This is a genomic window from Stenotrophomonas sp. 109824_Sma (genome assembly GCF_056480025.1).
In genome coordinates this window covers 3,168,968-3,193,137 of the sequence record NZ_CM151078.1, presented here as the reverse complement: position 1 = coordinate 3,193,137, position 24,170 = coordinate 3,168,968, and the positions used below count along the sequence as shown (strand labels likewise).

25 protein-coding genes are annotated in these 24,170 nt (G+C 67.4%); 9 read left to right on the top strand and 16 right to left on the bottom strand.

Annotated features, from left to right (window positions below; translation table 11 throughout):
- Positions 1-53: 53 nt before the first annotated feature.
- The 11 genes from ACZK1G_RS15165 to ccmA all read right to left on the bottom strand — a co-directional run bounded on the left by ACZK1G_RS15165 (position 54) and on the right by ccmA (position 8,365).
- Entirely contained in the window at positions 54-398 is a 345-nt protein-coding gene (locus tag ACZK1G_RS15165; protein ID WP_101765807.1) for a DUF1294 domain-containing protein, read from the bottom strand.
- Positions 399-1,511 (bottom strand): homoserine O-acetyltransferase MetX, encoded by a 1,113-nt coding sequence (gene metX, locus ACZK1G_RS15160; protein ID WP_049442653.1) that lies wholly within the window; start codon positions 1,509-1,511, stop codon positions 399-401.
- Positions 1,512-1,663: 152 nt separating this feature from the next.
- Positions 1,664-2,653: a tetratricopeptide repeat protein gene (locus tag ACZK1G_RS15155; RefSeq protein WP_101765806.1), complete on the bottom strand. Its 990-nt coding sequence runs from the start codon at positions 2,651-2,653 to the stop codon at positions 1,664-1,666.
- Positions 2,647-3,096 carry a cytochrome c-type biogenesis protein gene (locus ACZK1G_RS15150; RefSeq protein ID WP_049442655.1) on the bottom strand — a complete coding sequence of 150 codons (450 nt, stop codon included), beginning with the start codon at positions 3,094-3,096 and terminating at the stop codon, positions 2,647-2,649. Before ACZK1G_RS15150 ends, ACZK1G_RS15155 begins: the two co-directional genes overlap by 7 nt.
- Before the next feature lie 4 nt (positions 3,097-3,100).
- Positions 3,101-3,718, bottom strand: coding sequence for a DsbE family thiol:disulfide interchange protein (locus ACZK1G_RS15145; protein WP_014037838.1), 618 nt, complete (start codon positions 3,716-3,718; stop codon positions 3,101-3,103).
- 8 nt (positions 3,719-3,726) lie between these two features.
- Positions 3,727-5,646 carry a heme lyase CcmF/NrfE family subunit gene (locus ACZK1G_RS15140; RefSeq protein ID WP_049442656.1) on the bottom strand — a complete coding sequence of 640 codons (1,920 nt, stop codon included), beginning with the start codon at positions 5,644-5,646 and terminating at the stop codon, positions 3,727-3,729.
- Positions 5,647-6,108: a cytochrome c maturation protein CcmE gene (ccmE, locus tag ACZK1G_RS15135; protein ID WP_014647764.1), complete on the bottom strand. Its 462-nt coding sequence runs from the start codon at positions 6,106-6,108 to the stop codon at positions 5,647-5,649. It lies immediately after the preceding gene.
- Positions 6,105-6,293: a heme exporter protein CcmD gene (locus ACZK1G_RS15130; RefSeq protein WP_049442657.1), complete on the bottom strand. Its 189-nt coding sequence runs from the start codon at positions 6,291-6,293 to the stop codon at positions 6,105-6,107. The genes ccmE and ACZK1G_RS15130 overlap by 4 nt, the downstream gene beginning before the upstream one ends.
- On the bottom strand, positions 6,290-7,060 hold the full coding sequence (ccmC, locus tag ACZK1G_RS15125) for a heme ABC transporter permease CcmC (protein WP_049442658.1): 771 nt from the start codon (positions 7,058-7,060) through the stop codon (positions 6,290-6,292). Before ccmC ends, ACZK1G_RS15130 begins: the two co-directional genes overlap by 4 nt.
- A 43-nt stretch (positions 7,061-7,103) precedes the next feature.
- A complete protein-coding gene (gene ccmB, locus ACZK1G_RS15120) occupies positions 7,104-7,799 on the bottom strand; it encodes a heme exporter protein CcmB (RefSeq protein WP_101765805.1) in 696 nt (231 codons plus the stop codon).
- A complete protein-coding gene (ccmA, locus tag ACZK1G_RS15115) occupies positions 7,796-8,365 on the bottom strand; it encodes a heme ABC exporter ATP-binding protein CcmA (protein ID WP_414616775.1) in 570 nt (189 codons plus the stop codon). Before ccmA ends, ccmB begins: the two co-directional genes overlap by 4 nt.
- Before the next feature lie 247 nt (positions 8,366-8,612).
- Here ccmA and ACZK1G_RS15110 point away from each other — a divergent pair, with 247 nt between their 5' ends.
- The 3 genes from ACZK1G_RS15110 to ACZK1G_RS15100 all read left to right on the top strand — a co-directional run bounded on the left by ACZK1G_RS15110 (position 8,613) and on the right by ACZK1G_RS15100 (position 11,120).
- Positions 8,613-9,761, top strand: a complete 1,149-nt coding sequence (locus ACZK1G_RS15110; RefSeq protein WP_014037833.1) for a pyridoxal phosphate-dependent aminotransferase — start codon at positions 8,613-8,615, stop codon at positions 9,759-9,761.
- A 14-nt stretch (positions 9,762-9,775) separates the two neighbouring features.
- On the top strand, positions 9,776-10,582 hold the full coding sequence (locus ACZK1G_RS15105; RefSeq protein WP_049442659.1) for an amidohydrolase: 807 nt from the start codon (positions 9,776-9,778) through the stop codon (positions 10,580-10,582).
- A gap of 103 nt (positions 10,583-10,685) precedes the next feature.
- Positions 10,686-11,120 carry a hypothetical protein gene (locus tag ACZK1G_RS15100; RefSeq protein ID WP_014037831.1) on the top strand — a complete coding sequence of 145 codons (435 nt, stop codon included), beginning with the start codon at positions 10,686-10,688 and terminating at the stop codon, positions 11,118-11,120.
- On the opposite strand, the gene ACZK1G_RS15095 is transcribed toward ACZK1G_RS15100, so the two are convergent.
- Together ACZK1G_RS15095 and ACZK1G_RS15090 are read right to left on the bottom strand one after the other, a co-directional pair.
- Positions 11,107-11,400 (bottom strand): hypothetical protein, encoded by a 294-nt coding sequence (locus ACZK1G_RS15095; RefSeq protein WP_014037830.1) that lies wholly within the window; start codon positions 11,398-11,400, stop codon positions 11,107-11,109. The two genes, ACZK1G_RS15100 and ACZK1G_RS15095, sit on opposite strands and share 14 nt — an antisense overlap.
- Positions 11,401-11,495: 95 nt before the next feature.
- A complete protein-coding gene (locus ACZK1G_RS15090; protein WP_101765804.1) occupies positions 11,496-12,623 on the bottom strand; it encodes an MFS transporter in 1,128 nt (375 codons plus the stop codon).
- A 90-nt stretch (positions 12,624-12,713) separates the two neighbouring features.
- On the opposite strand from ACZK1G_RS15090, the gene ACZK1G_RS15085 reads away from it, so the two are divergent.
- Complete coding sequence (locus ACZK1G_RS15085) at positions 12,714-13,502, top strand: AraC family transcriptional regulator (RefSeq protein ID WP_101766426.1); 789 nt, start codon at positions 12,714-12,716, stop codon at positions 13,500-13,502.
- A gap of 122 nt (positions 13,503-13,624) precedes the next feature.
- Here the strand turns inward: ACZK1G_RS15085 and ACZK1G_RS15080 are convergent, their stop codons facing one another.
- From ACZK1G_RS15080 to ACZK1G_RS15070, 3 genes are read right to left on the bottom strand one after another with little or no spacing between them, the layout of a single operon-like run.
- Complete coding sequence (locus ACZK1G_RS15080) at positions 13,625-15,259, bottom strand: pseudouridine synthase (RefSeq protein ID WP_014037827.1); 1,635 nt, start codon at positions 15,257-15,259, stop codon at positions 13,625-13,627.
- Positions 15,252-16,127: an SMC-Scp complex subunit ScpB gene (scpB, locus tag ACZK1G_RS15075; protein ID WP_101765803.1), complete on the bottom strand. Its 876-nt coding sequence runs from the start codon at positions 16,125-16,127 to the stop codon at positions 15,252-15,254. Before scpB ends, ACZK1G_RS15080 begins: the two co-directional genes overlap by 8 nt.
- A gap of 13 nt (positions 16,128-16,140) precedes the next feature.
- Positions 16,141-17,046 (bottom strand): segregation and condensation protein A, encoded by a 906-nt coding sequence (locus ACZK1G_RS15070; protein WP_006456456.1) that lies wholly within the window; start codon positions 17,044-17,046, stop codon positions 16,141-16,143.
- A 376-nt stretch (positions 17,047-17,422) separates the two neighbouring features.
- On the opposite strand from ACZK1G_RS15070, the gene ACZK1G_RS15065 reads away from it, so the two are divergent.
- The 5 genes from ACZK1G_RS15065 to ACZK1G_RS15045 all read left to right on the top strand — a co-directional run bounded on the left by ACZK1G_RS15065 (position 17,423) and on the right by ACZK1G_RS15045 (position 24,168).
- Positions 17,423-17,722: a YciI family protein gene (locus tag ACZK1G_RS15065; protein WP_049442759.1), complete on the top strand. Its 300-nt coding sequence runs from the start codon at positions 17,423-17,425 to the stop codon at positions 17,720-17,722.
- Entirely contained in the window at positions 17,719-17,994 is a 276-nt protein-coding gene (locus ACZK1G_RS15060; protein WP_014647753.1) for a BolA family protein, read from the top strand. Before ACZK1G_RS15065 ends, ACZK1G_RS15060 begins: the two co-directional genes overlap by 4 nt.
- Before the next feature lie 148 nt (positions 17,995-18,142).
- Positions 18,143-19,180, top strand: a complete 1,038-nt coding sequence (locus ACZK1G_RS15055; RefSeq protein WP_042358849.1) for a LacI family DNA-binding transcriptional regulator — start codon at positions 18,143-18,145, stop codon at positions 19,178-19,180.
- Between the two features lie 76 nt (positions 19,181-19,256).
- Positions 19,257-22,313, top strand: coding sequence for a TonB-dependent receptor (locus tag ACZK1G_RS15050; RefSeq protein ID WP_049442663.1), 3,057 nt, complete (start codon positions 19,257-19,259; stop codon positions 22,311-22,313).
- Positions 22,314-22,563: 250 nt separating this feature from the next.
- A complete protein-coding gene (locus tag ACZK1G_RS15045) occupies positions 22,564-24,168 on the top strand; it encodes a glucoamylase family protein (RefSeq protein ID WP_049442664.1) in 1,605 nt (534 codons plus the stop codon).
- Positions 24,169-24,170 lie beyond the last annotated feature (2 nt).

The window sequence follows — 24,170 nt, the reverse complement described above, 5'->3', positions numbered from 1 at the left end:
TTCACGCGGATACCTGATTGCCGGCCAGCGGCCGGCACTACCGATTGCGAGGGTTACCGCGAGAACTCGCGCAGCATCACCGCGATCGAGGCGACGTTGGCCAGCACGCACAGCCAGAACACCCACTGGAATCCGGTTTTGCGGTGCTTGTGGCGGAACAGCGCCTGGCCCAGCAGCGCGCCGGGCCAACCGCCGGCGAAGGCCAGCAGCTGCAGGGTGCGCTCGGGAATCCGCCATTGCTTTCGCTGTGCCGCGCGCTTGTCGTGGCCATACAGCCCGAAGGACACCGCGCTGGCCAGCAGGCACCAGCCACCCAGCCACAGAGGCAGCACTCCGCTGATCATCAAGGCGGCCAGCGCGCCGAATGCGGCCAACGCGAGATTACGCCGCCATGCCACTTACAGCGCGTCGAGGAAGCCGCGCACGGCCGGGCCGAAACGCTCGAAATCGACGAGGAAGGCGTCATGGCCCTGCGGCGATTCCAGTCCGACGAAGCGCGCATCGGCACCGCCGGCACGCAGGCCGTCGGCGACCTGTTGCTGCTGCTGCACCGGGAACAGGATGTCGGTGTTGGCGCCGATCGCCAGTGCCTTCTCCACCCGGATCTTCGCCAGCCCGGCCAGCACGTCGCCGTCGGCGTACTCGGCCAGGTCGAACCAGTCCATCGAGCGGCTCAGGTACAGATAGCAGTTCGGATCGAAGAAGCGCACGAAGCGCCGTGCGTGGCCTTCCAGATAGCTTTCCACCTGGAATTCGAGGCCGAACGGATCGTCGTCGGCCTGGTCCGAATCCAGCCGCACTCGGCCGAAACGGCCATCCCATTCCAGGGCCGAGCGGTAGGTGATCACGCCCAGCTTGCGCGCCATGCGCATGCCGGACTCCGGGTACTCGGCATCGTCGTAGCGACCGCCATTCCAGCGCGGATCGAGACGGATCGCCTCACGCTGCAGCGAACGGATCGCGATCGAGAACGGCAGTGCCTGCGCACTGCCGGAAATGTTGACGTGGCTGCGCGCGATGCCCGGATGCAGCATCAGTACCGCCAGTGCGGTCATGCCGCCCATTGAATTGCCGACCACGCAGGCCAGCTGTTCGATGCCCAGTGCACGCACGACTTCGATCGCGGCGCGTGCGCCGTCTTCGATCGACAGCTCGGGGAAGTCCAGGCGATAGGGCTCACCGCTGGCCGGGTTGAGCGAAGCGGGGCCGGTCGAACCCTTGCAGCTGCCCAGCGAGTTCACGCATATCACGAACCAGCGATCGGTATCGATCGGCTTGCCGGGGCCGACCATGCCTTCCCACCAGCCCGGTGCCGGGTTGGCCTCGTTGGCCGCTGCATGCGCGTCCGGCGACAGGCCGGTCACGATCAGGATCGCATTGCTGGCGTCCGCCGCCAGCGTTCCCCAGGTTTCATAGGCCACGCGTGCGCCATGCAGGGCGCCACCGCGCTTGAACGGGAATGGCGAGGGCAGGGCGTGGAAGCGGGTGCCGGGCGGGATGAATTCGGTCATGCAGTCATTCTAGCGGGGCCGCATGTGGAGCTGGCGACACGCTGGTTTCCATCGGCGATGCACCCGGTGGTGCCGGCCGCTGGCCGGCAACCTCATGAACCGTGATGCGCCCGCGTGGCTGCCCGCCAGCGGCCGGCACTACCTGCGGAGCGTCAAGGGAACCGCAGTTCCACCACGCCTTCATGCGGCAGGCTCACCTTCACCGGAACGCTCTGCAGGTCATCCTCGCTGCGGTTGGCGCTGCCGCTGCGCGAGATGCGTGCCAGCACTTCCACCTCACGATGGGCCGACAGCGGTGCGGTCGGCATCGGGCTGTCACCGTCGCCCAGCCCGACCATGGCCGGGAAACCGGCCAGGGGCAGCTTGCGCGCGGCCACCGGCATCGGCGGTCCGCCTACGGCGCGGGCCAGTACGAACACCTGGGTGCTGGCGGGCCATTCGGTGTTGTTCAGCGCAGGCAGCTGCACACGCACCTGCAGCAGCGCCTCTGGCGCCGCAGCGGCAGCATCGGGCGCCTGGCCGGCGGCTTCACGGGCGATGGCGATCTGCGCCTGCAGCGCCTGCGCGGCGCCGGGTTCCAGCCGTGGCAGCAGGCCACTCCACACATCCGCGGCCTCGGCATTCTTTCCGCGCTGGCGCAGGGCGATGCCCAGTAACCAGCTGGCGCGCTCGGCATCGGGTGCCTGTGCACGGGCCTGGTGCAACCAGGCCATCGCGGTGTCATCGAACTGCTTGCCGGCATCGGCCTGCGCGCGCGCCTGCGCGGCCTCCACCAGCACGCCCGGATCATCCGGTGCCAATGCGGCGGCCCTCGCGAAGGCGTCTGCCGCGGCCGAGACATTGCCCAGCTCGGCCTGCGACCGGCCCAGCAGTGCCCAGCCGTCAGCCCGCTGCGGGTCGCGCTTCAGTGCGTCCCGCAGGGCCTGCACGCCATCGCGCAGCGTCGCCACCGAGGGTGTCGGCTTCACCTGTGCAGCACGCGGATCACCGACCAGCAGATACAGGCAGGCGCCGGCCACGCCCAGTGCGAGCACGCCCACCACGAAACCGCGGCGCCCATGCTGGCGCAGTGGCCACAGCACCAGCGCCGCCATCAGCGCGGCCACCAGCCCAGCCAGCATCGGCAGCCAATGGCTCACCATCCGTCTCCCTCATCGGCCTTGCTGGCCGGCACGGCGGCGACCGCGCGGCCACGGCGGCGGACGATGCCCAGCACCACCAGTGCGCCGGCGCCGAGCACCAGCAGCGGACCACCCCACAGCAGCCAGGTACCCGGCTGCAACGGTGGCTGGTAGAGCACGAACTCGCCGTAGCGGGCGACCAGGAACTGCTTGATCTGCGCGTCGTCGCGGCCCTGCTGCATCAGCTGCAGCACCTCGCGGCGCAGGTCCTGGGCGATCTGCGCGTTCGAGTCGGCCAACGACTGGTTCTGGCACTGCACGCAGCGCAGCTGCGCAGCCAGGTCATGGAAGCGGCGCTCTTCGGCGCCATCGCGGAACTGCAGCGGCTGCGGATCGTGCAGCGGCTGCTGGGCCAGCACGGCCAGCGGCAGCATCAGGAGCAGCAGCGCCAGCAGCCAGCGCATGGGCTCAGGGCGCCGTATGCAGGGTGTTGCCGGCACTGGCCTGGGCCTTCTCGATCTTCTGCAGCGCCGGGATCAGTTTCTCGTCCACCACGCGCTGGGTCATCGCGCCACTGTACTTCCAGCGCACGATGCCGCTGCCATCGACCAGGAAGGTCTCCGGTGCTGCGGTCACGCCCCAGTCGATCGCGGTGCGGCCTTCAACGTCGCTGAGCACCACCATGAACGGGTTGCCCAGCTGTTCCAGCCAGTGCAGCGCGTCGGTCGGGTCGTCCTTCCAGTTGTAGCCGATCACGCGCACGCGCTTGCTCTCGGCGAACCGGGTCAGCACCGGGTGTTCCTCGCGGCAGGCCGCGCACCAGCTGCCCCACACGTTCAGCAGGTAGGGCGCGCCGCGCAGGTCATCGCTGTGCACGATCATTTCCGGGTCGTGCAGCACCGGCAGGGCGAAGGCCGGCGCCGGCTTGTCGATCAGCGCCGACGGCAGTACGTCGCGCTGCGGATCACCCGATTTCATCACCCCGTAGATCATCAGCCCGAGCAGGCCAAAGAAGAACAGCACGCCGATCACGATGGCTACCGGCGGCAGCGGGCGGGAGGGGCGCGGGGCGGGGGACTCGGACATGGGAACTCCTACGGACGACGGAAACGGCGGTCGGCGGCGGTGATGAATCCGCCCAGGGCCATCAGCAGCGCGCCCAGCCAGATCCAGCGCACGAACGGCTTGATGTGCACCCGGACCGCCCATGCATTGTTGCCCAGCGGCTCGCCCAATGCCACGTAGACATCACCATCGAAGCGTGCATCGATGCCGGCCTCGGTCATCACCTGGCCACCGCTGGCGTACTGGCGCTTCTCCGGGTGCAGCAGCGCCAGCTCGCGGCCGTTGCGGAACACGCGCAGATGGCCTCGATCAGCGATGAAATTCGGCCCTTCGCGATGGTCCACGCCCTCGAAGCGGACTTCGTAGCGGCCGACCACCAGCTGCTGGCCCGGTGCCAGTGCCACCTCGCGCTGCACGTTCAACGCTTCCACCAGCAGCGCGCCGGCCAGGAACACGGCGATGCCGGCATGGGCGACGATCATGCCGAGCATTTCGGCGGTGAAGCGGCCATTGCCGCGCAGGCGCTGCCAGACGAAGCGCGCGGTACCCAGCCCGACCCAGGCCGCAGCGGCTACGCCGATGCCGGCCTTCCAGCCGTTCTGCGGCGCCTGCCACCACGCCAGCGCGCCCAGCAGCAGCGCCAGGCCCAGCCACGGTGCCAGCAGTGCGAACGCGCGCGAAGGCTGGTCGCGCTGCCATTTCACCAGCGGGCCGAACGGCAGCAGCAGGATCATCGGCGCCATCAGCAGCAGGAACAGGCTGCCGAAGTAGGGCGGGCCGACCGAGATCTTGCCCAGCGACAGCGCATCGGCCAGCAGCGGGTACAGCGTGCCGAGCAGCACCATCGCGCAGGCGGTGGCCAGCAGCAGGTTGTTGGCAAGCAGCAGGGTCTCGCGCGAGGTGGCGGTGAAGCCACGGCGCGGATCGTCGGCGTCCACGCTCAGCTGGCTGGCACGCAACGCATACAGCAGCAGGCTGCCACCCACCAGCACCGACAGGAACACCAGGATGAACAGGCCGCGCGAGGGATCCGCGGCGAACGAATGCACGCTGGTCAGCACGCCGGAGCGCACCAGGAACGTTCCCAGCAGCGACAGCGCGAAGGCGGCGATCGCCAGCAGCAGGGTCCAGCTGCCGAAGGTGCCACGCTTTTCGGTGACGGCCTGCGAATGGATCAGCGCGGCGCCGACCAGCCAGGGCATGAAGCTGGCGTTCTCCACCGGGTCCCAGAACCACCAGCCGCCCCAGCCCAGCTCGTAATAGGCCCACCAGCTGCCCAGCGCGATGCCCAGGGTCAGGAACCCCCAGGCGACGTTGGTCCACGGCCGCGTCCAGCGCAGCCAGCGTGCATCGACGCGGCCTTCCAGCAGTGCGGCAACCGCGAACGCGAACGGCACCGCGAAGCCGACATAGCCCAGGTACAGCATCGGCGGATGGATGATCAGCCCCGGGTCCTGCAGCAGCGGATTGAGGTCGCGGCCTTCCAGCGGCGCCGGGTTCAGGCGCAGGAACGGGTTGGAGGTGAAGATCAGGAAGGCGAGGAAGCCGACGCTGACCACGCCCATCACCGCCAGTACGCGCGCCTGCACCGGCGCCGGCAGGTGCCGCGAGAACAGCGCCACCGCGCCGGTCCACAGCGCCAGCACCAGCGCCCACATCAACAGCGAGCCCTCGTGCGCGCCCCAGACCGCCGAGTAGCGGTAGACCATCGGCAGCAGCGAATTGGAGTTCTCGGCCACGTAGCGCACCGAGAAGTCCTGCTGCACGAACGCGGCGGTCAGCACGGCGAACGCGCCGGCGACCAGCAGCAGCTGCGCGAATGCGGCAGGTCGTGCCACCGCCATCCACGCCGTATTGTTGCGCTGCGCGCCGACCAGCGGCAGGCCGGCCTGCAGCAGCGAGGCCAGCAACGCGCACAGCAGCAGGATCTGACCCAGTTCGGGCAGCACTCAGCGCACCTCGGGTGCCGTCACCGGCACGTCGTGCTTGCGATGGGCGTCACCCATCTTGTCGGCCACTTCCTTCGGCACGTACTTCTCATCGTGCTTCGCAAGCACCTCGTCGGCGACGAAGGTGCCGTCCTGCAGTCGGCCGCTGGCGACCACCGCCGTGCCTTCGGCGAACATGTCCGGCAGGATCCGCGACGTGGTCACCGCCAGTTGCGCGTCGCCGTCGGTCACTTCAAAGCGTGCCTCCAGCGAGCCGACCGGTCGGTTGAAGGAGCCTTTCACCACCATGCCGCCGAGGCGGAAGCGCGATTGCGCATCGACATCGCCGCGCAGCACTTCCGAAGGCGTGTACAGGTAGGCGATGTTGCGCTCCAGTGCCATCGCCACCAGCGCAGTGGCCAGGCCGGAGGCGAGCAGGGCCAGCAGCACCCACACCAGGCGGCGACGCTGTACCGGGGTCATCGTTCCAGCTCCGTCGACAACGGCGCCGCTGCGTCCTGCCTGCCGGCGCGGGTCTGTTGCCGTTGCTGCCGGGCCAGTGCCAGCCGGCGCGCCACGCGCAGGCGCAGCCACGAACCGACGGCATCGGCGCTGAGCACCAGCACGAACACGGCGTAGGCGCCGATCACATAGGGCAGGTGGGTCATGGCTGGGCCTCCCGGGCCGGGCGTTCGGCATCGACGCGGCCACCGACCCAGGCTTTGCCGGCCTCGCGGTCGAGATTGTCGGCGCGGGCCTTGGCCAGCACCGAACCGGCGAACCAGAACTTGGTGCCGATCACCATCCACCACAGCGGCGCGATCATCGCGCTGCTGATCGCCGATTCACCGAACACGCTGATCGACTGGCGCTGGTGCAGGCCGCCCCACCAGTCCACCGAATAGCGGATCACCGGCAGCAGGCTGACGCCGACGATGGCCAGCAGCCCGGCCGCGCGCGCGGCGCTGCGGCGGTCCTCGATGGCGTGGTACAGGCCGATCACGCCCAAGTACAGGAACAGCAGCACCAGCTCGCTGGTCATGCGCGGGTCCCAGTCCCACCAGGTGCCCCAGGTGCCCTTGCCCCAGATGCTGCCGGTCAACAGGGTGATCAGGGTGAAGCCGGCGCCCATCGGCGCACAGGCCATGGCCAGGATCTCGCAGACCTTGATCCGCCAGATCAGCGCGATGGCCGCATACAGCGCCATCAACGCGAACACGAACAGGCTCATCCAGGCACTGGGCACGTGGATGTAGAGGATGCGGAAGCTGTCCAGCTGCTTGGCTTCCGGCGGTACCACCAGCAGCGCCTGCCACATGCCGACCAGCAGCACCGGCACCGCCGCGAGGTAGAACACCCGCGACCAGCGGGCAGCGAAACGGTCGAACGTGGGGGGCGAACCGAGTTGGTGGAACCAGCGGACAATCGGATTCATGCGTGGCGGCTATCCAGCAGGGGTGGATTGGCTCTCAGCTCGGTCAACTCAGAGAAATACGTATTGCAGCGGCAGTGGCCAGCGGCGCCAGCACCAGCGCGACCAGCAGGCCAGCGCCCAGCATCAGCAGCGCACCGACCGGATCCTGCCCGCGTCCGGCTGCCGCCAGGCTGCCTGCACCGAACACCAGCACCGGCACGTACAGCGGCAACGACAGCAGCGCCACGAGAATACCAGAGCGTCGGATGCCTACGGTCAGCGCGGCGACCACGCCACCGATCAGGCTCAACAATGGTGTTCCCAGCAGCAACGATGCCAGCAACATCGGCAGCTGGTCATGCGGCAGATGCAGCATTTCGGCCAGCAGCGGGCTGACCACGATCAGCGGCAGCGCAGTGGTGGTCCAATGCAGCAGCACGCGCACCAGCACCAGCCAGGCCAGCGGTACCGGCGCCAGCAGCCATTGTTCCAGCGAGCCGTCCTCGGCGTCGGAACGGAACAGCGAATCCAGCGACAGCTGCCCCGCCAGCAGCACGGCCAGCCACAGCACCGCGCCGGCGGTGGCGGCCAGCAGCTGTGGTTCGCGGCCCTGGGCCAACGCGAACAGCACCACCACCAGCACCGCGAACAGCAGCGGCTGCAGCGCATCGCCGCGGCGGCGCCAGAGCAGGCGCAGGTCGCGCTTGAGCAGGGCGCCCGCGGTCTGCCACAGGCCCGGCTCCGTACCCGGCGCGATCATGCGGCACCGCCGAGGTCGAGCTGGCGGGTACGCACAGGCGGTGCGGCATAGGCGCCATGGGTGGTGACCAGCGCAGCGCCTCCGGCGCGCAGGTGTGCCGAAATCATCCGGTTGACCAGGGTGATGCCCTCCAGGTCGAGGTTGGCATAGGGTTCGTCCAGCAGCCACAGCGGCGCCGGCGACAGCCAGATGCGCGCCAGTGCCAGCCGCCGCTTCTGTCCGGCCGACAGATGCCGTACCAGGGTGTCCTCATAACCGGCCAGGCCGACGATGGCCAGCGCGTTGCCGGGCATCTGCCGCGCACGCCGTCCGTGCAGGCCACACAGGAAATGCAGGTTTTCCAGCGTGCCGAGGTCCGGTTTCAGGGCCGGCAGGTGGCTGAGGTAGGCGACATACCTCGCGCGCTCGGCATTGCTGGCCGGCTTGCCGTCGATCCGCACCTGGCCAGCACCGGGCCGGGCCAGGCCGGCCAGCACGCGCAGCAGGGTGGTCTTGCCGGCGCCATTGCCGCCCTGCACCAGCAGGGCTTCGCCGGCGTCCACATGGAAGTCCAGCGGGCCGAACACCGGCTCGTCATTGCGGGAGAAGCTCAGGCCGCTGGCGGCCAGCAATGCAGGGGTGTTCAAGGGGCAAAGGTCTTCATGCCGGAGTGCGGCGGCAATTGTAGCGGTGAATTCACAGGGTAGTGCCGGCCGCTGGCCGGCGGGCGCGACCCAGCGTCGCAGATTGCCCGGGGGTGCCGGCCAGCGGCCGGCACGACCGAAGCAGGGATTGCGTAAACTCAGGGGTCTGTCTCCCCATATCCCCAGGCCGATGCAACCCACCACCAAGCTGCCCAAGGTCGGTACCACGATCTTCACCGTGATGTCCCAGCTCGCCGCCGAACATGGCGCGGTCAACCTGGGCCAGGGTTTCCCGGACTTTTCGGCGCCGCAGCGCCTGATCGACGAGACCGCCAGGGCGATGGCCGCCGGGCTGAACCAGTACCCGCCGATGACCGGCGTGGCGCCGCTGCGCCAGGCCATCGCACAGAAGGCGCTGGACTGCTACGGCGCGCAGGTCGATGCGGACAGCGAGATCACCGTCACCAGCGGCGGCACCGAGGCCATCTTCAACGCCATTCACGCCGTGGTGCGTGCCGGCGAGGAAGTGATCGTGCTCGACCCGGCGTATGACTGCTACGAACCGGCGATCGACCTGGCTGGCGCCAAGGCCGTGCATGTGTCGCTCGATCCGCAGACGTTCGCGGTCGACTGGGATCGCGTGCGTGCAGCGATCACCCCGCGCACCCGCATGCTGATCGTCAACACCCCGCACAACCCGTCCGGCGCGATGCTGTCCGCGCAGGACATGCAGGCGCTGGCCGAGCTGCTGCGCGGCACGCAGATCTACCTGATCTCCGATGAGGTGTACGAACACATCATCTACGACGGACGCCGCCACGAATCGGCGCTGCGCTACCCGGAACTGCGCGAGCGCGCGTTCGTCATCTCCAGCTTCGGCAAGACCTACCACTGCACCGGCTGGAAGATCGGCTATGCGATCGCCCCGCCGGCGCTGACCGCCGAGTTCCGCAAGGTGCACCAGTACAACACCTTCACCAGCTTCGGCCCCGCACAGTACGGCTTCGCCGCGATGATCCGTGACGAGCCCGAACACCACCTGGAGCTGGGCGCGTTCTACCAGGCCAAGCGCGACCGCTTCCGCGAGCAGCTGGCCGGCACCCGGCTGAAAGCACTGCCGGTGCCGGGCGGTTACTTCCAGCTGGTCGACTACTCGGCCATCAGCGACCTGCCGGACCATGAGTTCGTGAAGTGGCTGACCATCGAGAAGGGCGTCACCGCCATTCCGCTGTCGCCGTTCTACGAGAATCCGCCGGCCGGCCAGCGCCTGGTGCGCCTGTGCTTCGCCAAGAATGAAGCGACCATGGACGCGGCGATCGAACGCCTGCGCCTGCTGTGAGCGGAGACACGGACATGCAGGACCTGCGCATTTCCCTCGTCCAGGGCGACACCCGCTGGCATGACCCGGCGGGCAACCGCGCCTACTACGGTGCGCTGCTGGCACCGCTGGCCGGCACCACCGACCTGGTGATCCTGCCGGAGACCTTCACCAGTGGCTTCTCCAACGACGCCATCGCCCAGGCCGAAGGCATGGACGGTCCGACCGTGGCCTGGGTGCGCGGACAGGCCCAGGCCTTGAACGCGGCGGTGATCGGCAGCGTGCAGCTGCGCGAGGGCGACGGCGTCTACAACCGCCTGCTGTTCGCCACCCCTGATGGCGACCTGCAGTACTACGACAAGCGCCACCTGTTCCGCTACGGCGGTGAGCACGAACGCTATGCCGCCGGCCGTGAGCGCCTGAGCGTGGAATGGAAGGGCTGGCGGATCAATCCGCAGGTCTGCTACGACCTGCGTTTCCCGGTGTTCTGCCGCAATCGCTACAACGTGGAGCGTCCGCAGCAGCTGGATTTCGACCTGCAGATCTTCGTCGCCAACTGGCCGTCGGCGCGCGCCTATGCGTGGAAGACCCTGCTGCGTGCGCGGGCGATCGAGAACCTGTGCTTCGTCGCGGCGGTGAACCGCATCGGCGTCGATGGCAACCAGCTGCACTACGCCGGCGACAGCGCAGTGCTGGATTTCCTTGGCCAGCCGCAGGTGGAGATCCGCGAGCGCGAACAGGTGGTCACCACCACCATCTCGGCCGAGGCGCTGGCCGCGCACCGCGCGCGTTTCCCGGCGATGCTCGATGCCGATGCCTTCCACCTGGACGAACAGGCCTGAGCGACGGCCTGAACACTGCCGCACCAGCGCGCGCGCCTGCATCCAACGTGCACGCGCGCGCTGCTAGATTCGCCGGCAGTCCGACCGAACTGGAAGTCCCGCCATGAACAAGCCCTTCGCCCTGCTGCTGGCCCTGTCCGCTGCAACGCTGGCCCCGGCCGCGCACGCTGCCGGCAACCTCGATTGCCAGCTGCGCTACAACCTGTCCGGTTGGTCACTGATCTACAAGACCGCCTCCGGCAATGGCACGGTCAGCTGCAGCAATGGCACCAGCCTGCCGGTGCGCATCGAAGTGAAGGGCGGCGGCCTGACCGTGGGCAAGTCGAAGATCACCAATGGCCGTGGCAGCTTCACTGGTGCCGTGAGCGTCAACGAGCTGCTGGGTACCTATGCCTCGGTGGGCGCACATGCGGGCGCAGTGAAGTCCAGCAATGCGCAGGTGATGACCAAGGGCGACATCTCGCTGGCCCTGTCCGGCACCGGCAAGGGCTGGGACCTGGGCGTGGATGGCGCCGCCTTCACCATCAGCCGGCGTTGAGTGGGGCCGGCTGGGTCCCTTCCCAGCTGATGCGGATGTAATGCTGCTCGGCGTCGCTGGGCAGTTGTTTGACCTCGAAGCCATTGTTCAGCAACTGCGCGACGACGCCCTCGACGAGCCGCTCGCTGGCCAGTGCCTGGCTGAAGCCGAACACGATGTAGCGGCGACCATTCTCCGAGCCGGCCCGGATCGACGTGTCGAGATCGCGGTAGTACTGGTCGATGGGACGCGTAGCGGCATCGGCGTTGGCGCGCGCCTGTTCGGCGGTAATGGTGACCATGGGCATCTGCCTCGTTGGGGAGAACGCGCACGATAGCCAGCGCAGTGGCGTTGATTCCGGAAGCAGCGCACAGTGCGCGGTCTTTGCAGCAATTCCTAGACCGTAACCGGGCGCGGCCGCTGCAACCACAATGCAAGCAGGCCGCACACGATGAGTGTCGGTGCCAGCAGTTGCAGTGTACCGACCACCGCCATCGCCACGCCGATCAAGAGGTAGTAGAGCAGTCCGAACAGGGCGCCCGCGCTGCCCAGGCAGTGCGGATATCCGCGCAGGGCCTGGCCCAGCACATTGGGGATGGCTAGGCCAAACCCGGCCACCACCGGTACCATCGCCGCGACCAGTGCCGGTTGATTGCGCAGCAATGCAGCCAACAGCCCGCCGGCCAGCACCAGTCCTGCGGCGAGCCGGATGCGCGTGGCGGAGGCAATGCCTGCGCGCAGCAGGCGACCATTGCCCCATGCGCCCAGCGCCGAACCCAACGCCAGCACCGCGCCGCTTGCGCCGAACCAGGCCAGCGGCCAGTGCAGGCGTTCGAACACGAACGGGCCCAGCGCGTACCAGCTGTACATGGCCACGTTGAACGCCATCACCAACAGCGCTTGTGACCAGATCCAGCGATCACGCAGCAGTTGTCGCAGCAGTGGCAGCAGGGGCGTGTGCGCGACTTCGGCAGGGCGGCTCTCCTGCAGGCCGGATGCGCATCCGAGCATCAGCAGGATGACAATCAGCAGCAGGCCGGCCTGCACGCCGGCATAGCCGTGGTTGGCAACCAGCAATGCCCCCAGTGCCAGCCCGATCGCCGGGCTCAGGGCCAACGCCATGCCGATCCACGAGAACGCCTGCGCCAACGCGGGTCCCTTCAGGTGGTCGCGCAGTACGGTCTGGGTGACCACCGAGGCCGTCGCTGCACCCAGCGCGGCCAGTGCCTGGGCCAGCAGGACCTGGCCGAACGTGCTGGCCAGCAGCCCGCCGCAGGCCGCCAGTGCGAACACGGCCAGGCCGCAGAGCAGGGCAGGGCGACGGCCGATATGGTCGGCCAGCCGCCCCCATAGCAGGACACCGGCGGCGAAACCGAACAGGTACAGGCTCATGGCCTGGCTGGCGGCGCCGGGGGGCAATGCGAAGCGCCCGGCCAGATCGGCCAGGGCAGGGCTGTACAGGGTCTGCGCAAGCTGGGGGAACATCAGCAGCGCGATGGTGAGCAACAACAGGCGGCGCGACATGCGGGCGCTCCAGGAACAGGGCCGCGCATTGTGGTCGCGTCCCTGATGGCGCACCCTGTCTATCCTGTCATTGAATGGATGAAATCAGACGTGGCCTGGTTGCACCCGGATGCGCACTTCGATGCCGATGCCTGGAGCGCGCCGGTGTTGGGGATCGCGGCCTCACTGGCGGATCACGACTCGGGTTGGCACCAGCATGCACGCGCGCAGTTGCTGTACACCCGGCAAGGCTGTACGCGCCTGACCTACGGTGACCGCATCAGCCTGCTGCCGCCCGCGCGCGCGGCGTGGATTCCGGGTGGGCTGCGCCATCGCGCGCAGATGCGCCAAGCGGTCGACTACCGTTCGTTGTACTTCGAGGCCACCCTGTCGGCCCAGTTGCCGCAGCAGCCGGCGATCGTCGGCGTGGGTACCCTGCTGCAGGCATTGCTGGAGCCAATCGCGCAGGCGCCGTTCGACCATGACTGGCGGGTGCCGCGTGCGCACCACCAACTGGCGTTGTGCATGCTGGAGATCGCAGCCGCCCCGGTGGCCCCGATGGACCTGCCGCTGCCACGCGACCCACGGATCGCGCGCTGCCTGCCAGTGGCCGAGCAGTTGCCGCCCGAACTGGGCGAGCTGGCCGAGCGTGCGGGCTTGAGCGTGCGCACCGTTGGCCGGTTGATGCAGCGTGATACCGGCATGGGCTACCAGGCTTGGCGCCAGCAATGGCGACTGATGCGGGCCATGGAGTTGCTGCTGCTGGGCCATCGCGTTGCGCATGTGGCGCAGGACACCGGCTTTTCCGCCGAGAGCCCGTTCATCGCATTCTTCCGCAGCATGACCGGTACCACGCCCGCCGCCTTCCAGCGCCACGCAAAAGGGGACGGAGGGGATTAAGTCGCTTTCGCCTCAAAGGGGCAAAAGCGACTTAATCCCCTCCGTCCCCTTTTCCCTCCATCCCCCTTTCAAAGAAAAACCCCGGCTTGAGCCGGGGTTTTTCGTTTCAGTCGGACCGCTGATCAGCCGCCGCGCGGGCCGCTGCGGCGCGGGCCGCCGGGACCACGATTGCCACCGGGGCCACCCGGGCCACGGTTGCCACCCGGACCACCGGGACCGCGATTACCGCCCGGACCACGGTTGCCACCGCCCGGACCGCGACCGCCCGGACGGGCGCCCTGTGCAGGCTTCGGGCTGCCATACGGGTTGAAGCCCGGCGTGGCGTGGTCGGACGGGAAGCTCGGGGCGTTGCCCGGATGGCCGTACGGGTGCTTGTTGCCCTGGCCCTGCGAGCGGTTGCCGGCACCGGCCGGACGACCCTGGCCGCCTGCGCCGCCACGGCCTTCACCACCGAAACCGCCACGGCCCTGGCCGCCACCGGCGCCAGCGCCCGGACCCTTCGGCTTGCCGTACGGACGGCCCTGGCCGCCTGCACCCGGACCACGGGCACCGGGGCCGCGTGCGCCCGGACCGGCGTTGCGATGGCCGCTCGGGCCGGTGCTCACGCCATCCGGCACGTACCAGGTGCGGAACGCCGCCGGGTTGCCTTCCGGCAGCGAGCGATCATTCTTCTGGGCGCGCTGCTTGAACGGCTTCTGCGACTGCTTGGCTGCCGCTTCACCGCTGACCGTCAGGCCGCCCTTGAAGCCGCCACCCTTGCCGCCGCGACCACGGCCGCGGTCTTCGCGGACGTTGTCGAAACGACGCAGCTCGCGGCCTTCGTCAGCGGTGTTGTGGCCGTTGACGTACGCGTTGCCACGGCCACCTTCGCGCACGCGCACGGTGGTCTTGGCGGCGCGGCGCTGGCCGATCACCGGCTGCAGCGTCAGTGCCGACGGTGCGCCTTCTTCCAGCTTCAGCTGCGCGCGCAGGGCTTCAACCTGCGCGGTGCCCAGTTCCACCGAATGGCCACGGGCCAGTTCGCGCGGCAGGCTCACCTTGCCATAGCGGGTGCGCTTCAGGCGGCTGACCTGGCAGCCCTGCGATTCCCACAGGCGGCGCACTTCGCGGTTGCGGCCTTCCTTCACCACGACGCGGAACCAGTCGTGCGAATCGGTGCCGCCGATGCGTTCGATCTCATCGAACTTGGCCGGGCCGTCTTCCAGCGCGACGCCACGGGTGAGGCGGTCGACGATGGCGTCGGAGACCTTTTCCTCGCCTTCCGGCGCACGCACGCGCACCACGTACTCGCGCTCGACCTCGAACGACGGGTGCATCATGGCGTTGGCCAGCTCACCGTCGGTGGTGGCCAGCAGCAGGCCGGTGGTGTTGATGTCCAGGCGGCCGATGGCGATCCAGCGCGCGCCCTTCAGCGGCGGCAGCGACTCGAACACGGTCGGGCGGCCTTCCGGATCATCGCGGGTGGTCACTTCGCCTTCCGGCTTGTTGTAGACCAGCACGCGCGACGGCTCGGCCAGGGCGGTGGCGACGAAGCCACGGCCATCCAGTTCGATCTTGTCGCCGCTCTTGACCGACATGCCGGTCTGCGCGACTTCACCGTTGACCTTGACCAGGCCTTCGGCGATGCGCTGTTCCAGCGCGCGGCGCGAGCCGAGGCCGGCCTGGGCCAGCACCTTGTGCAGGCGCTCTTCCAGCTTGAACTGTTCGGAGGTGGCTTCGCGCTTCAGCGAGAGCTTGTTACGGGGGGTGTCACTCATCAGTTTTGCTCCGGCCGACGGTTTCGAGGTCGGCCTCTGGTTCGGAATCGGCTTGGTCAACAGCCACGGTCGTCATCGCGACGGCGTTGTCTTCGCGTTCGTTCACTGGCACCGCGCGCTCGCCCGGCGCGGAATCGGGGTGCCCATCATCGAGGGGCGAAGGTGCTTGCTCATCGGAGGCCGACGCAGGGGCTGCATCGACGGAATCGGGGGTGTCACTGCCGGCCAGGCCGGCGTCATCGTTCGCGGCAGCGCCATCGGCGCCGGCCGAGATGTCCGGACCGTCGGCACTGGCGGCCGCCGGTGCATCGCGGTCCAGGGACAGCTGCGGTTCCAGCTCGCCCAGGTCCTTCAGTTCCGACAGTGGCGGCAGCTCATCCAATCGCTTCAGGCCGAAATAATCCAGGAAGCCCTTGGTGGTGCCGAACAGCGCCGGCTTGCCAGGCACGTCGCGGTGGCCGACCACGCGGATCCATTCGCGTTCTTCCAGCGCCTGGATGATGTTGCTGCTGACCGCCACGCCGCGCACCTGTTCGATCTCGCCGCGGGTGATCGGTTGCCGGTAGGCGATCAGCGCCAGGGTTTCCAGGGTGGCACGGGTGTAGCGGGTCTTGCGCTCGGTCCACAGCCGGCTGATCCAGCCATGCACTTCGCCGGTGACCTGGTAGCGGAAGCCGGAGGCGACCTCGACCAGTTCCACGCCGCGGCCTTCGCAGGCTTCGCGCAGGCGTTCCAGCGCGCGTTCGATGCTGCCTGGCGGTGCCGGTTCCTCTTCCGGGAACAGGTCCTTCAGCTGGGCCAGAGTGAGCGGCTGGCTGGAAGCCAGCAGGGCACCCTCGACAATGCGGTTGATCAGCGATTGATCCATCGGCAGTCAGCGCTCACTCGTCTGCATTGGCGGCGTCGTTGTCGTCGAACTCGCTGCTGAACTGCAGCGGGGCGTTGGTGTTGCCGGCCGCCAGCGACTTCACGTAGATCGGCGCCAGCGGTTCTTCCTGGACGATGTCCAGCAGCTGTTCCTTGGCCAGTTCCAGCACCGCCAGGAACGTGACCAGCACGCCCAGCTTGCCTTCTTCCGCCGTGAACAAACCTTCAAAACGATAGAACTTGCCGTCTTCCAGGCGTCCCAGCACTTCGCCCATGCGTTGCCGCACGCTCAGTGCCTCACGCTTGATGGCGTGGCCGCTGAACAGCTCGGCGCGCTTGAGCACGTCGTGCAGGGCCAGCAGCATTTCCTTCAGGTCCACCGGCGGCGGCAGCTTCACCGTGGCGCGTTCGGGCATGAAGGCGTGTGCCAGGCTGGTATCGCGGTCCTGGCGGGGCAGGGCGTCGATGTCCTCGGCGGCCTGCTTGAATCGTTCGTACTCCTGCAGCCGGCGCACCAGCTCGGCGCGCGGGTCGGCCTCGTCGCCTTCCTCGCTGACCGGGCGCGGCAGCAGCATCCGCGACTTCACCTCGGCCAGGATCGCGGCCATCACCAGGTATTCGGCCGCCAGCTCGAAGCGCAGCTCACGCATCACGGTGATGTATTCCACGTACTGCCGGGTGATCTCGGCGACGGGAATGTCCAGTACATCCAGGTTCTGGCGGCGGATCAGGTACAGCAGCAGGTCCAGCGGGCCTTCGAAGGCATCCAGGATGACTTCCAGCGCGTCCGGCGGAATGTACAGGTCCTGCGGAATCTGCAGGACCGGTTGCCCATGCACCACGGCCAGCGGCATTTCCTGCTGCTGGGGGGCGGGCGGCCGGGTTGGCGGGTTCGCGTCGAGCGCGAGTTCGGAAGTCATCTAATGGAGATCAGGATTGCAACGGACCAGTCGCGGCACCGGGTTCGCCGGGCCAACGCCACGGAGCCCCAGGGCACCAGACACGCCGGGATCGGCGCGATTCCACACATATCAAACAGCAGGACGCGCCGCAGTAAACGGCAGCGACAGAACTACGGGGAGGTCGTCTACGTGGCCCGGCCGGGTGGTCCGGTTTGAAGCAGCGGGACGGTCGTCGGGGGCTGCGTTGGCCGCAAAAACCGACGGGCTGCTGCATCCAGCCACGTGCAATGGAGTCTAGGGTAAGCCTTTGCCGCGCCAGTGTCCAGCCGGGGCCGGGACAGGGTCGGCATTGGCTAGAATCTGCGGACCCGACAACGCAAGCGAGGAAATGCCGGTGTGGTATGTGATCGAAGGGTATGACGGCCAGGATGTGCTGGCGCAGCGGCTGCAGGCGCGGCCGGAACACCTGGCGCGGCTGCACGCGCTGCGCGACGAGGGACGCCTGCTGCTGGCCGGGCCGTGCCCGGCGGTGGACAGTGAAGACCCGGGCCCGGCCGGTTTCAGCGGCTCGGTGGTGATCGCGCAGTTCGAGTCGCTGCCGCAGGCCCAGGCCTGGGCCGATGCCGACCCGTACGTGGCTGCCGGCGTCTACACCCGCATTCAGGTGCGCCCGTTCCGCAAGGTCCTGCCGTGAACGCGGAACGGATCGAGCGGATCCGTGATGCGCTGCAACAGGCGCTGGCGCCCAGCGTGCTGGAGATCGAGGATGACAGCCATCGCCATGCCGGCCATGCCGGTGCCCGCGACGGGCGCGGCCATTTCAACGTGCATGTGGTGAGTGAACGCTTCGCCGGATTGGCTCCACTGGCCCGGCATCGCGCGGTCTATGCCGCGCTGGGGTCGATGATGGACACCGATATCCACGCGCTGTCCATCCGCGCACATACCCCGTCAGAACAGGGCTGAGCCCTTGTCCCGCACTGTCCTGGCCGGTCCGCACGGGCCTCGCCACGGACAGATTTTCATGTCCATTTCGGGACATTCGCCTAACGGACTGTTTACAAGCCCAGATGGAAACGCTTACATTCCGCGCCAATGCTGGTAGGTCCAAGCCGTGGAGGGCGGCTTCGTGAACAAGGCAGCTATCACAATCAAAGACGTCGCACGCGAAGCCCGGGTCTCCGTGGCCACGGTTTCCCGCGCGCTCAACGGGCATGAAAATGTCGCCGAACCGGTCCGCCAGCTCGTGCTGGAGGTGGCCGCACGGCTGCGTTACACCCCGCACGCCGCCGCCCGCAGCCTGAGCAGCCGCCGCACCAATACGGTGGGCGTGGTGCTGCCTGACCTGTACGGCGAATTCTTCTCCGAACTGATGCGCGGCATCGACGGGGTGGCCCGCAACCGCCGCCAGCACCTGCTGGTGTCCAGCTACCACGGTGACCAGGAACAGCAGGGCGCGGCCCTGCGTGCCATGCGCGGCCGCGTCGATGGCCTGCTGGTGCTCTCGCCCTATGCCGAGAGCCCGGGCTTCCTGACCGACAACCTGCCGCAGTCGTTGCCGACGGTGTTGATCAACACCTATCTGCCCGGGCAGGACCATCCGGTGCTGAGCATCGACGACCACGCCGGTGCGATGGCGATGACCCGCCACCTGCTGGACGCCGGCCATCGCCGCATTGCCTTCATTTCTGGCCCGGACCTCAACTTCGACGCGCGCGAGCGCCTGCGCGGCTTCCGTGACGCGCTGGTGGCGTTTGGCAGTGGCGCCGAGGGCATCGAGCTGCCCGGTGATTTCGACGAAGCTTCCGGCCATCGCGCCGGTCAGGAGTTGTTGGCAGCCGGAGCGCTGCCCGATGCCGTGTTCGCCGCCAACGACATGATGGCCCTTGGCTGCCTGTATGCGTTCACGCAGGCAGGGGTCCGTGTCCCGGCCGATGTGGCCCTGGCGGGTTTCGATGACATTCCACTGGCGCGTTTCGTCCACCCGTCGCTGACCACCATGCAGGTCAGCATCGCCGAGCTCGGCGACCGGGCCATGACGCGCCTGCTGCAGTTGATGGACGGCACCTCCACGGATGGGACAGGGGACAAGCAGACCCTGGTTCCCCGCTTGATAGTTCGCGATTCCACCACTCCGCCATCGGGCCGTTGAAGCCAGAGGCGTTCCTTCTTTTTTGATTGATCGCAGGGACCGCGCAAGCGGTTACCGCCACCCGGAGATTGAGTTGATGATGCATACCACCTTCCGCACGCCGGCACGCCGGCTGCTGAGCACCGCGCTGGTCAGCTGCCTGATGCTGGCTGCTGCTCCGAACGTCATGGCGCAGTCGGCCAATGCCAGCCTGCGCGGCCAGGTTTCCGGCGCCCAGGCCGGCGCCGAAGTCACCGCCACCAACGTGGCCACCGGCACCGTCCGTCGCGGCACCGTCCGTGCCGATGGCAGCTACTCGCTGATGGGCCTGGACCCGGGCACCTATGACGTGGTCGCCAACGGCCAGTCGCAGAAAGTCACCGTCACCGTGGCCTCGACCGCGACCCTGAACTTCGCCGGCGCGGCCAGCAGCACCCCGGGTGCGACCGCGGCCACCAACCTGGACACCGTCAACGTCGTCGCGCCGACCCTGCTGCAGGAAGTGCGGACCTCCGAAGTCGGCAAGACCGTCAGCCTGCAGCAGATCCAGACCACCCCGCAGGTCTCGCGCAACTTCCTGGAGTTCGCCGACGCGGTGCCGGGCATGATCTTCACCCGCGACGCCAAGGGCAACACTTCGCTGCGCGGCGGCGCCACCAACTCTGACGGTACCAACGTCTACATCGACGGCGTGGGCCAGAAGAGCTACGTCAAGGGAGGCGGCGTGGCCGGTCAGTCCGGCAGCGCCGGCAACCCGTTCCCGCAGCTGGCCATCGGCGAGTACAAGGTCATCACCGGCAACTACAAGGCCGAGTATGGCCAGGTGTCCAGTGCTGCAGTCACCGCGGCGACCAAGTCGGGTACCAACGAGTTCAAGGGTGAAACCTTCTACCGTTACACCAACGACAGCATGCGCGCGATGACCCCGGCCGAGCGCCAGCCGGGCAAGGGCAAGGAAGATTCGGCCGAGAAGGAATACGGATTCGCCCTGGGTGGTCCGATCATCCAGGACAAGGCCCATTTCTTCGTCACCTATGAGGCCAAGCGCTTCGACCTGCCGGTGACCATCGCCCCGCATGGCGCGGTGACCAGCAAGGCCGACCGCGTTCCGGCCGATGCGCAGGCCGGCCTGGGCCCGGCCAGCCAGCCGTTCCAGCAGGACCTGATTTTCGCCAAGGTCGACTTCGAGCCGACCGACAACGACCGCCTGGAGCTGACCTTCCAGGATCGTGACGAAACCCAGCAGCAGTTCTCGGACCAGACCGCGCCGATGCACGGCAAGGAAACCAAGAACACTGACCGTCGTTACGCGCTGCGCTGGAACCACAGCGGTGAGCGTTACTACAACGAGCTGATGGTCACCCACGAGGATTCGTTCAACAACCCCAAGCCGCTGAGCATGGGTAACGGTTTCAACTACACCGCACCGGACGGCAAGAGCGAGGAGCGCGCCATTGTCTCGATCGGCGGCTCGTCGGCGATGTCGTCGCAGGTGAAGGGCCAGAAGGGTTGGTCGATCGAAGACAACCTGACCCTGGACGGCATCGAGTGGGCGGGTGACCACACCATCAAGATGGGTGCCAAGTACAAGCAGATCGATCTGTACGCTTCCGACGCGGCGCAGATCAATCCGCAGTTCTACTACACCATCGACAATCCGGCCTTCCCGGACAGCATCCCGTACAAGGCACAGTTCGTGAAGCCGGTCACCGGCGTGTCCGGCGTGTCCGGTGAAGTGCGCTCGAAGGTGAAGCAGATCGGGCTGTTCATCCAGGACGACTGGCAGGTCAACGACCACCTGCAGCTGAACCTCGGCCTGCGTTGGGACTACGAAAAGAACCCGTCCTACCTGGACTTCGTGACGCCGCCGGAAGTGGTCAATGCGCTGTTCGCGCAGGATCCGCGTGCCGCCGCTGGCCAGAGCTACGCCGATACGCTGGCGCTGAGCGGTCTGAATATCAACGACTACATCAGCAACGGCCACAACCGCAAGGCGTTCAAGAATGCCTGGCAGCCGCGCCTGGGCTTCTCGTATGACATCAACGCCGACGAGCAGCACGTGATCCACGGCGGTGCCGGCCGTTCCTACGACCGCGACCTGTTCGACTACCTGCAGCTGGAAACCACCAAGCTGGCCCTGCCGCAGCCGACCATCTACTTCCGCAATCCGGCCACCGGCCAGTGCTTCCAGGGCAACGCCGCGTGCTATGACTGGAACCCGAACCTGCTCAACGGCATCGGCAACCTGCAGAGCCTGGTCGGTTCGACCAGCAATGCCGGCCTGGAAGTCGACCTGCTGAACAACAACCTGAAGGTTCCCTATGCTGACCAGTTCAGCCTGGGCATGAGCAACCAGATCGGCGACTGGCTGACCGACGCCACCATTTCGCGCACGCTCACCTACGATGGCTTCGCCTTCACCCTGGGCAACCGTTACCCGACCGGCAATTTCTTCGATGACCCGCGCCTGTGCGGCGGCACCGAAGCCGGCCTGAGCCAGGCCTGGAGCTGCAACGTGCCGGGCTTCGGCAGCCTGATCATCGGCCAGCAGGGCATCAAGACCCGTGCGACCCAGATCCTGCTGTCGGCGCAGAAGCCGTTCACCCAGGAAAGCGGTTGGGGCACCTCGATCGCCTATACCTGGACCACCGCCCGCCACAACCGTGACATCAACGAGCACTACGCATTCGATCGTGGCGTGATCGGTGACTACCCGACCATCCGCTCCAACGGCGCACCGCGCCACCGCCTGGTGGTGACCGGTTCGTACGCGGGCTTCTGGGGCATCACCTTCGGCGGCAAGATCACCCTGGCTACCCCGACTGCGATCAACGACTGGTACGGTGTGCCGCAGGCCAACGGCTTCGATCTGCCGACCCCGATGGCGGCGGTTCCGGGTGGCAACGGCCGGTTCCTGCTGGGTGGCAAGATCTTCGGTTACCGCTCGGTCGACCTGCAGGCCACGAAGACGTTCAAGATGCCGGGTGATACCGAGCTGTATGCCCGTATCGACATCATCAACGTGTTCAATTTCGACAACTTCTCGAACTACAACTACTACAAGAACGGCAAGTTGACCGCGAGCTACAACGAGACCGGCGACATCGTCGGCACGCCGCGCCAGGTCAAGGCGGAGGTGGGCTTCCGCTTCTAAGCGGAGCCGCCTGATGCAGTACCCCGATGCCGCCGGTCCGCCGGCGGCATCGGGCGCGTGAAAACGGCAATGGCCGGCCCCGCGCCGGTCCATTGCCCACGCCGCTGCCGGGCAGGGGGCAGCGGCGTGGGCAATGATCGCGGTGTCAAACCACGTTTTTCGTGGTTTTTTCAGGACGCACCTTGTAAACGATTTCAGATCATTGGACGTTATGCTTTCCCATCGATCAGACCACCGGAGGAATCGCGCCATGCAGGCACGCCATCTGTTGTCCGCCGCGGCGTTGAGCCTGGCCGTTGCTGCCTGCCAGCCGGCCCAGCAGGAGCCTGCCAAGCCTCGCCCGCCGGTGATCCTGATCGAGGCCGACGCACCGCCGCGGCCGATGAAGCCGGAGCTGCCGCCGCTGTTCGATGACATCGAGCGCCGCACCTTCCAGTTCTTCTGGGATACCACCAACGAGATCAATGGGCTGACCCCGGACCGCTATCCGTCGCGGCCGTTCGCCAGCATCGCCTCGGTCGGCTTCGCGCTGACCGCCTATCCGATCGGCATCGAGAACGGCTGGGTCAGCCGCAACCAGGCGATCGACCGCACACTGACCACGCTGAAGTTCTTCCGCGACGTGCCGATGGGCCCGCAGCGCACCGGCAAGGCCGGTTACAAGGGCTTCTACTACCACTTCCTGGACATGCAGGAAGGCCGTCGCTACGACAGCTGGGTCGAGCTGTCCTCGGTGGATACCGCGCTGCTGATGATGGGCGTGCTGTTCGCGCAGTCTTACTACGACGGTGACGATCCGCGCGAGAAGGAAATCCGCCAGATCGCCGATACGTTGTACAAGAAGGTCGACTGGCCGTGGCTGCAGCAGCGTGCACCGCTGATCTCGATGGGCTGGTTCCCGGAGAGCGGTTTCATCGACCATGACTGGATGGGCTACAACGAGGCGATGATGGTCTACATCCTCGCCCTGGGCTCGCCGACGCACCCGGTCAGCCCGGATGCGTGGACGGTGTGGACGCGTACCTACGACAACGACTGGGGCGTCTACCAGGGGCAGGAATACCTGTCCTTCGGCCCGCTGTTCGGCCACCAGTACAGCCACGTCTGGATCGACTTCCGCGACATCCAGGACGCGTACATGCGCGAGCGCGGCAGCACCTATTTCCTCAACAGCCGCTCGGCCGCGCTGGCCCAGCGCGAGTACGCCATCGCCAACCCGATGCAATGGAAGGAGTATGGCGAGAACGTGTGGGGCCTGACCGCCAGCGATGGTCCGCAGAACACCACGCAGGACTACCGTGGCGAGCAGCGCCAGTTCCGCCACTACTCTTCGCGCGGCGCTGGCCTGCGCGAGAACTTCGATGACGGCACCATTGCCCCTACCGCCGCGATCGCCTCGGTGGTGTTCGCCCCCGAGCAGGTGATCCCGGCCACGCTGGAGATGCACAAGCGCTTTGGCGATTACATCTATTCCAGCTACGGCTTCCTGGATTCGTTCAACCCCAGCTTCAACTACGACATCCCGATCAAGACCGGGCGCCTGGTTCCGGATCGCGGCTGGGTCGCCAGCGACTACATCGCCATCGACCAGGGGCCGATCCTGACCATGATCGCCAACTACCGCGATGACTTCGTCTGGGAAGTGATGAAGAAGAACCCGTACATCCGCAAGGGCCTGGAGCGGGCCGGGTTCAGCGGTGGCTGGCTGGCGCCGGAAGGCTCGTTCCAGCCGCTGGAACTGCAGAAGGACGAAAAGGCCGCGGCGGCACGCGCGGTGGGTATCGCCGAATCACGCGCGGCTGCCGCGCAGGAACAGAAGAACAATGCCAACCGCACCACAGGCCAGGGCAAGTAACC